Consider the following 6,167-nt stretch of genomic DNA (forward strand, 5'->3'; position numbering starts at 1 on the left):
GATGGAGAAGGATCCGCATCTCGTTGTCGAGGCCTGCATGACTTCGGGGTATTCGATGAAGGCCGACGCGGTCTACATCTATATCCGCGGCGAATTCGTCGAGGCCACGCTCACGCTGGAGAAGGCCGTGCGAGAGGCCTACGCCAAGGGCTACTGCGGCAAGAACATCCTCGGCAGCGGCTGGGACTGCGAGCTGGTGGTCCATCGCGGAGCCGGCGCCTACATCTGTGGCGAGGAGACGTCCTTGATGACGTCGCTCGAGGGCAACCGTGGTTACCCGCGGATCAAGCCCCCGTTCCCCGCCCAGTCCGGCGTATGGGGAAAGCCGACGACCATCAACAACGTAGAGACGATGGCCTGTGTGCCGTTCATCATCGAGCGCGGCGCCGACTGGTTCAAGAGCATCGGCCCCAACGAGAAGAACACCGGACCGAAGCTGTACTGCCTTAGCGGTCACGTGAAGCGACCCGGCGTCTACGAGGCCGACATGGGCCTCCCGCTGATGGAGCTGATCAACAATCTCGGTGGCGGGATGTTGCGTGACGATCAACCGCTGAAGGCGTGTATTCCAGGTGGCTCATCGGTGCCGGTGCTGCGCGCCGAAGAGTGCGAGGTCAATCTGGACTTCGATTCCCTGGCGGCACTCGGAACGGGTCTCGGCTCTGCCGGGATCATGGTGATGGACCAATCGACCTGCATGGTCAAGGCTCTCCATCGCATCTCGTATTTCTATGCGCATGAGTCTTGCGGCCAATGCACCCCTTGTCGCGAAGGCTGCGGCTGGCTGAAACGAATCCTTGCAAGGATCGAGGCCGGCGAGGGTCGCAACGAGGATCTCGACCTGCTGGTCAGTATTGCCGACAACATCGAGGGGCAGACGATCTGTGCTCTGGGTGATGCGGCGGCGTGGCCAGTGCAATCGTTCGTCAAGAAGTTCCGCGACGAGTTCCAGGCCCACGTGGATGCAGGGCGATGCACGTTCGGCAAGACGCCACAGGCCGTGGGCTGAGGAAGACGGATGTTGAAATTCACCATCGACGGCGAAGAGCTGGAAGTCGCTCCGGGAACCACGATCCTCGAGGCCGCTCTCAGTCGCGGACGTGAAGTCCCGCACTACTGCTACCACCCGGGTCTCAGCATCTCGGGCAACTGCCGCATGTGTCTGGTGGAGGTAGAGAAGATGCCGAAGCTGGTGATCGCCTGTGCGACACCGGTTGCCGACAACATGGTGGTCCACACCCAGAACGATCGGGTGAAGGCCGCGCAGGCGTCGATCATGGAGTTCCTCCTGGTCAACCACCCCCTCGATTGCCCGATCTGCGATCAGGCCGGGGAGTGTCGACTTCAAGAGTACGCGGTCGACTACGGGACCGGCATCAGTCGCAGCATCGAACCCAAGGTCCAGCAATCCAAGGCCGTCGACCTCGGCAAACATATCCTGCTAGATCAGGAGCGCTGCATTCAGTGCTCTCGTTGTATCCGCTTCTGCGACGAGATTTCCGGCACCGGCGAATTGGCGTTCTTCCAGCGTGGCGAGCGGACGATCATCGGGACTTACCCCGGTCAACGTCTCGACAACCCCTACTCCGGAAATACCGCGGACATCTGCCCCGTCGGTGCGCTGACGGTCAAGGAGTTCCGCTTCAAGACCCGCGTCTGGTACCTCGAGAACACGCCGTCGGTTTGTGCCGGTTGTTCGCGCGGTTGCAACGTGATGGTCGCCACCGGCAAACAGGAAAAACTGTGGACGACGCGGGGCCAGTTCGGTAGCGGCATCAAGCGTGTCGTGCCCCGGGCCAACATGGACGTCAACGCTCACTGGATCTGCGACGAGGGTCGGCTTTCCTATCGAACCGTGGAAGACTCGGATCGGATGCTGAAGGCCCAGGCCCCGGCGGAATCGGCCATCGACTGGGACGAGGGTGTCCAGAAGGTGGCGGCGGCCCTGAAGAGCGCTGGCGATCGCGCCGCGGTTCTCTTCTCGCCGCGACACACCAACGAGACCTATTACGCCTGGAAGCGACTCCTCGATGCGATGGGAATCGAACGCGTCGGTGTCCGTTCGTTGCGGCGAGGCGAAGACGACAAGCTGCTGATCCGTGCCGACAAGGGTGCCAACTCCCTGGGGGCCGGCTGGGTCCTCGGCGAACAGGCGACCGAGGCAAGAGTGCTGGATGCGGTACGCGACGGCCACGTCGATCTTCTGGTGACGGTCGGCGATCCGCTGGATCCCGCCGATGACGTCAACGACGCCGATCTGAGTTCGCTCAACGTCAAACAAAGAATCCACGTCGGGCCGTTCCAGCGTTCCACTGCGGGTGCCACGATTTCGCTGCCGGCCCCGCCGTGGTCCGAAGAAGACGGCACCATGACCAACTTCGAGGGTCGCGTGCAGCGGGTGCGTCGTGCGCGGGTTCCCCGTGGCGAGGCACGACCCGCCTGGCGCCTTGTGGCCGATCTGGCGGAAGCCGCCTCCGTTGAGTTCCCGAGCTGGGGTTCGGCGGCCGATGTGCTGGTGACTCTTTCAGAAAACTGCAAACCGTTCGAGGGACTCGACGAGGAAGCCGTCGGTCTTCTCGGCGTAGCAAGCGCTGCCACCGCGCCGGCGGGGTCGTAGATGCCCCAGGGACTCGAACCGATCCTGATCAACGCCGCCAAGATCTTCGCGATCGCGAATGCCCTGATGGCATCGGTCGCGATCCTGACGTGGATCGAGCGACGCCTGTCGGCGATCATCCAGTTTCGGCTGGGACCCAATCGCGTCGGGCCGGCCGGGTTGTTCCAGCCCCTGGCCGACGGCATCAAGTTCTTCATGAAGGAAGAGACGATCCCCGCAGACGCTCGCAAGGGGGTGTTCATCATCGCGCCGTTCATCGCACTGGTCAGTGCGTTGACCGCGTTTGCCGTCATCCCCATCGGGACGCAGATAGAGATCGCCGGTCGGGTGATCGACCTGGTGATCCTGGATCTGGATGGCGGTCTGCTGGTGGCGCTGGCCGCGTCATCCCTTGGTGTCTACGGCATCGTCTGTGCGGGCTGGGCGTCCAACAGCAAGTACGCCCTGATGGGCGGGCTTCGCGCCTCGGCCCAGATGATCAGCTACGAACTGGCCCTGGGCCTGTCGATTGTCGGTGTCTTGAGCGTCTCCGGGACGCTGCGGCCGACCGAGATCGTCGCCCTCCAGGCGGGTAGCCCCTGGCAGTGGAACATCTTCGGCGGCGGCTGGCAGCTGCTTGGCTTCATGATCTTCATGGTCGCCGGCTACGCCGAGACCAACCGACTGCCGTTCGACATGCCCGAGGCCGAGTCCGAGCTTGTCGCGGGCTATCACACCGAGTACTCGTCGATGAAGTTCTCGATGTTCTTCATGGCGGAGTACATCGCCATGATCACGATCTCCGGTATGGCCGTGACGCTGTTCCTTGGGGGTTACCTCACCGGCATCCCGGCCCTCGATACCATGGGCGGCATCTTGGGCGCCCTGATCCAGATCGGCACTTTTGTCACCAAGGTCGGCTTCTTCCTGATCCTGTTCGTCTGGGTCCGTTGGACGCTGCCCCGGTTCCGCTACGATCAGTTGATGGATCTCGGTTGGAAACGATTGTTCCCGCTCGCTCTATTAAACCTGTTGGTGACGGCCCTCTTGGTCGCCTTCGATATCGTGTAGCGGGAGAGACAGGACAAGATGGAACAGATTGCATTCATCGTCCTTTCCGGCCTGGCGCTGATCTCGGCGTTGGTGGTGGTCTTCCATCGCAACCAGGTCATCAGCGCCCTGGCGTTGGCCGGCAATCTTGTCGCCATCGCCGGGTTCTACATGCTGCTGAATGCGCAGTTCCTGGCGCTCTTACAGGTGATCGTCTACGCCGGCGCCATCATGGTGCTGGTGCTGTTCGTCATCATGCTGTTGAACGTGGCCGAGGAAGCTCGCAGCCACGACTCCAGCCCGATCCAACGCTATCTGTCGCCGATCCTTGCGATCGTCTTCGTGGTCGCCCTCGGTGCCGCGCTCTTCGGGTCGGGCAGCGCGGAGCCGTTTGCGCCCGCATCGGACAGTTTTGGCACCGTGGACCAGGTCGGCATATCGCTGTTCACCACGTTCTTCTATGCGTTCGAGGTGATCTCGCTGCTTCTGGTGGTGGCCATGGTGGGTTCCGTCTTGCTGGCCAAGAGGAGGCTGTAGCGTGTCCTCCCAATCCCTCCTGATCGTCTCTGCGGTCCTGTTCGCCCTTGGCACCTTCGGCGTGCTGTGGAACCGCGGCGCCATCATGATCCTGATGTGTGTCGAGATCATGCTCAATGCCTCCAACCTGGTGTTCATCGTTTTTTCTCGACAGTACGATCATGCCGACGGGCAGGTCTTCGCGTTTTTCATCATGACTCTGGCCGCCGCCGAGGCGGCGGTGGGTCTGGCGATCGTCATCGCGCTCTTTCGGTTGAAGGACTCGACCGACGTCGACGAACTGAACCTGTTGAAGTGGTAGTGCACCGATGTTGAATCTGATCTGGCTCATTCCGCTGCTACCCCTCGCCGGGGTCCTGATCAATCTGTTCCTCGGCGGTCGCATGGGGCGTCGCGGGGTCTACGTCGTCGGCTGCGGGATGGTGCTGCTGGCCTTCCTGGTTTCTCTCGGCGCAGTGTGGGAACTCTCGCAGCTGCCACATGATCAGCGAAATTTCGATACCGAGATCGCCACCTGGATGCCGTTGGGTGAGGTGGCCGGCAAGACGATGACCGTCGGTTGGGGCTTCGCGCTCGACACCCTCAGCTCGGTCCTGCTGCTGGTCGTCACCGGTGTCGGTTTCCTGATCCATCTCTACAGCACCGGCTACATGTCCCATGAGAAGGACTATCGACGGTTCTTCCTCTACCTGAACCTGTTCATGGCGATGATGCTGACCCTGGTGCTGGCGGACAATCTGTTGGTGTTGTTCGTGGGCTGGGAGGGTGTCGGTCTCTGTTCGTACCTCTTGATCGGCTTCTTCTACGACAAGCCGTTCGACGCCCGCACCGGTCTCAGCTGTGCCGACGCCGGTCGCAAGGCGTTCATCGTCAACCGTATCGGGGATTTCGCGTTCCTGATCGGCATGCTCTATCTGGCGATCCAGTTCGGGACCCTGAAGTTCAGCGAGCTGAACACGGCCCTGGCCCACGGCGGCCAGGACACGGCGATGCTGACCGCGGTCGGTGTGCTGCTGTTCATCGGCGCCTGCGGCAAGTCGGCGCAGATCCCGCTGTTTGTCTGGCTCCCCGATGCCATGGCCGGCCCGACCCCGGTCTCGGCGCTGATCCACGCCGCGACGATGGTCACGGCCGGTGTCTACATGGTCTGTCGGATGTCCGGTCTTTACGCCCACACCCCCGACGCGATGCTGTTGATCGCCACGGTCGGCGCGGCCACCGCGCTCTTCGCGGCGACGATGGGCATCACGGCCACCGACATCAAGAAGGTCCTGGCCTATTCCACCGTCTCGCAGCTCGGCTTCATGTTTGCCGCCGCCGGTGTCGGCGCCTACTCCGCCGCCATGTTCCACCTGATGACCCACGCCTTCTTCAAGGCGTTGCTCTTCCTGGGTGCCGGCAGCGTGATCCACGGTCTCTCCGGCGAGCAGGACATCCGCAAGATGGGTGGGTTGAGGGCCAAGATGCCCACCACCTTCTGGACCTTCGGCGTGGCGACGCTGGCGATTGCCGGCATCTTCCCGCTGGCCGGCTTCTTCTCCAAGGATGAGATCCTCGCCGGTGCCTGGAACGGCAATCACAAGATCGTCTGGGCGGTGTTGCTGGTGGCCGCGATCTGCACCGCGTTCTACATGACGCGGCTGACCTACCTGGTCTTCTTCGGCAAGTTCCGCGGGGACAAGGATGCCTGGAGTCACGCCCACGAGTCGCCTCGCACGATGACCGTTCCGTTGACGATCCTGGGGCTGCTCAGCATCGCCGGTGGCTGGATCGGCATCCCCAAGGTGATCACCCTGGGCAAGGACATCAACTTCTTCCATCACTGGGTCGACGAGTCCATCGTTAAGCCGGGAAGCCATGGCGGGGGTCACGGCGCCGAGGCTGCGGCCCATCACGCATCGGTCGGGATGGAGTGGGCGCTGATCGGTATCGCGTTGACCGCATCGATCGTCGGCATCCTTTTCGCGGTCCGCATCTACAAGAG

The 6,167-nt window shown here is 62.4% G+C and carries 6 protein-coding genes; all 6 read left to right on the forward strand.

Annotation, left to right across the window (positions count from 1 at the left end; translation table 11 throughout):
• Window positions 1-1,009: NADH-quinone oxidoreductase subunit NuoF (gene nuoF / locus OES25_17300; protein MDH3629395.1), on the forward strand; the 1,009-nt coding region annotated here is incomplete at its 5' end.
• A 9-nt stretch (window positions 1,010-1,018) separates the two neighbouring features.
• A complete protein-coding gene (locus tag OES25_17305; GenBank protein ID MDH3629396.1) occupies window positions 1,019-2,617 on the forward strand; it encodes a 2Fe-2S iron-sulfur cluster-binding protein in 1,599 nt (532 codons plus the stop codon).
• On the forward strand, window positions 2,618-3,667 hold the full coding sequence (nuoH, locus tag OES25_17310) for an NADH-quinone oxidoreductase subunit NuoH (protein MDH3629397.1): 1,050 nt from the start codon (window positions 2,618-2,620) through the stop codon (window positions 3,665-3,667).
• An 18-nt stretch (window positions 3,668-3,685) separates the two neighbouring features.
• Window positions 3,686-4,183: an NADH-quinone oxidoreductase subunit J gene (locus tag OES25_17315; protein MDH3629398.1), complete on the forward strand. Its 498-nt coding sequence runs from the start codon at window positions 3,686-3,688 to the stop codon at window positions 4,181-4,183.
• A 1-nt stretch (window position 4,184) separates the two neighbouring features.
• A complete protein-coding gene (nuoK, locus tag OES25_17320; GenBank protein ID MDH3629399.1) occupies window positions 4,185-4,484 on the forward strand; it encodes an NADH-quinone oxidoreductase subunit NuoK in 300 nt (99 codons plus the stop codon).
• A gap of 7 nt (window positions 4,485-4,491) precedes the next feature.
• Window positions 4,492-6,167, forward strand: a 1,676-nt coding sequence (gene nuoL, locus OES25_17325) for an NADH-quinone oxidoreductase subunit L (protein MDH3629400.1), incomplete at its 3' end; no start/stop codon positions are given.

Source organism: Acidobacteriota bacterium (genome assembly GCA_029861955.1).
GTDB lineage: Bacteria > Acidobacteriota > Polarisedimenticolia > Polarisedimenticolales > Polarisedimenticolaceae > JAOTYK01.

Excerpts from the sequence above, each read along its gene's own strand:
- OES25_17305 (MDH3629396.1), top strand. The coding sequence starts at position 1,019 with ATGTTGAAATTCACCATCGACGGCGAAGAGCTGGAAGTCGCTCCGGGA.
- nuoH (MDH3629397.1), top strand. The coding sequence starts at position 2,618 with ATGCCCCAGGGACTCGAACCGATCCTGATCAACGCCGCCAAGATCTTC.
- OES25_17315 (MDH3629398.1), top strand. The coding sequence starts at position 3,686 with ATGGAACAGATTGCATTCATCGTCCTTTCCGGCCTGGCGCTGATCTCG.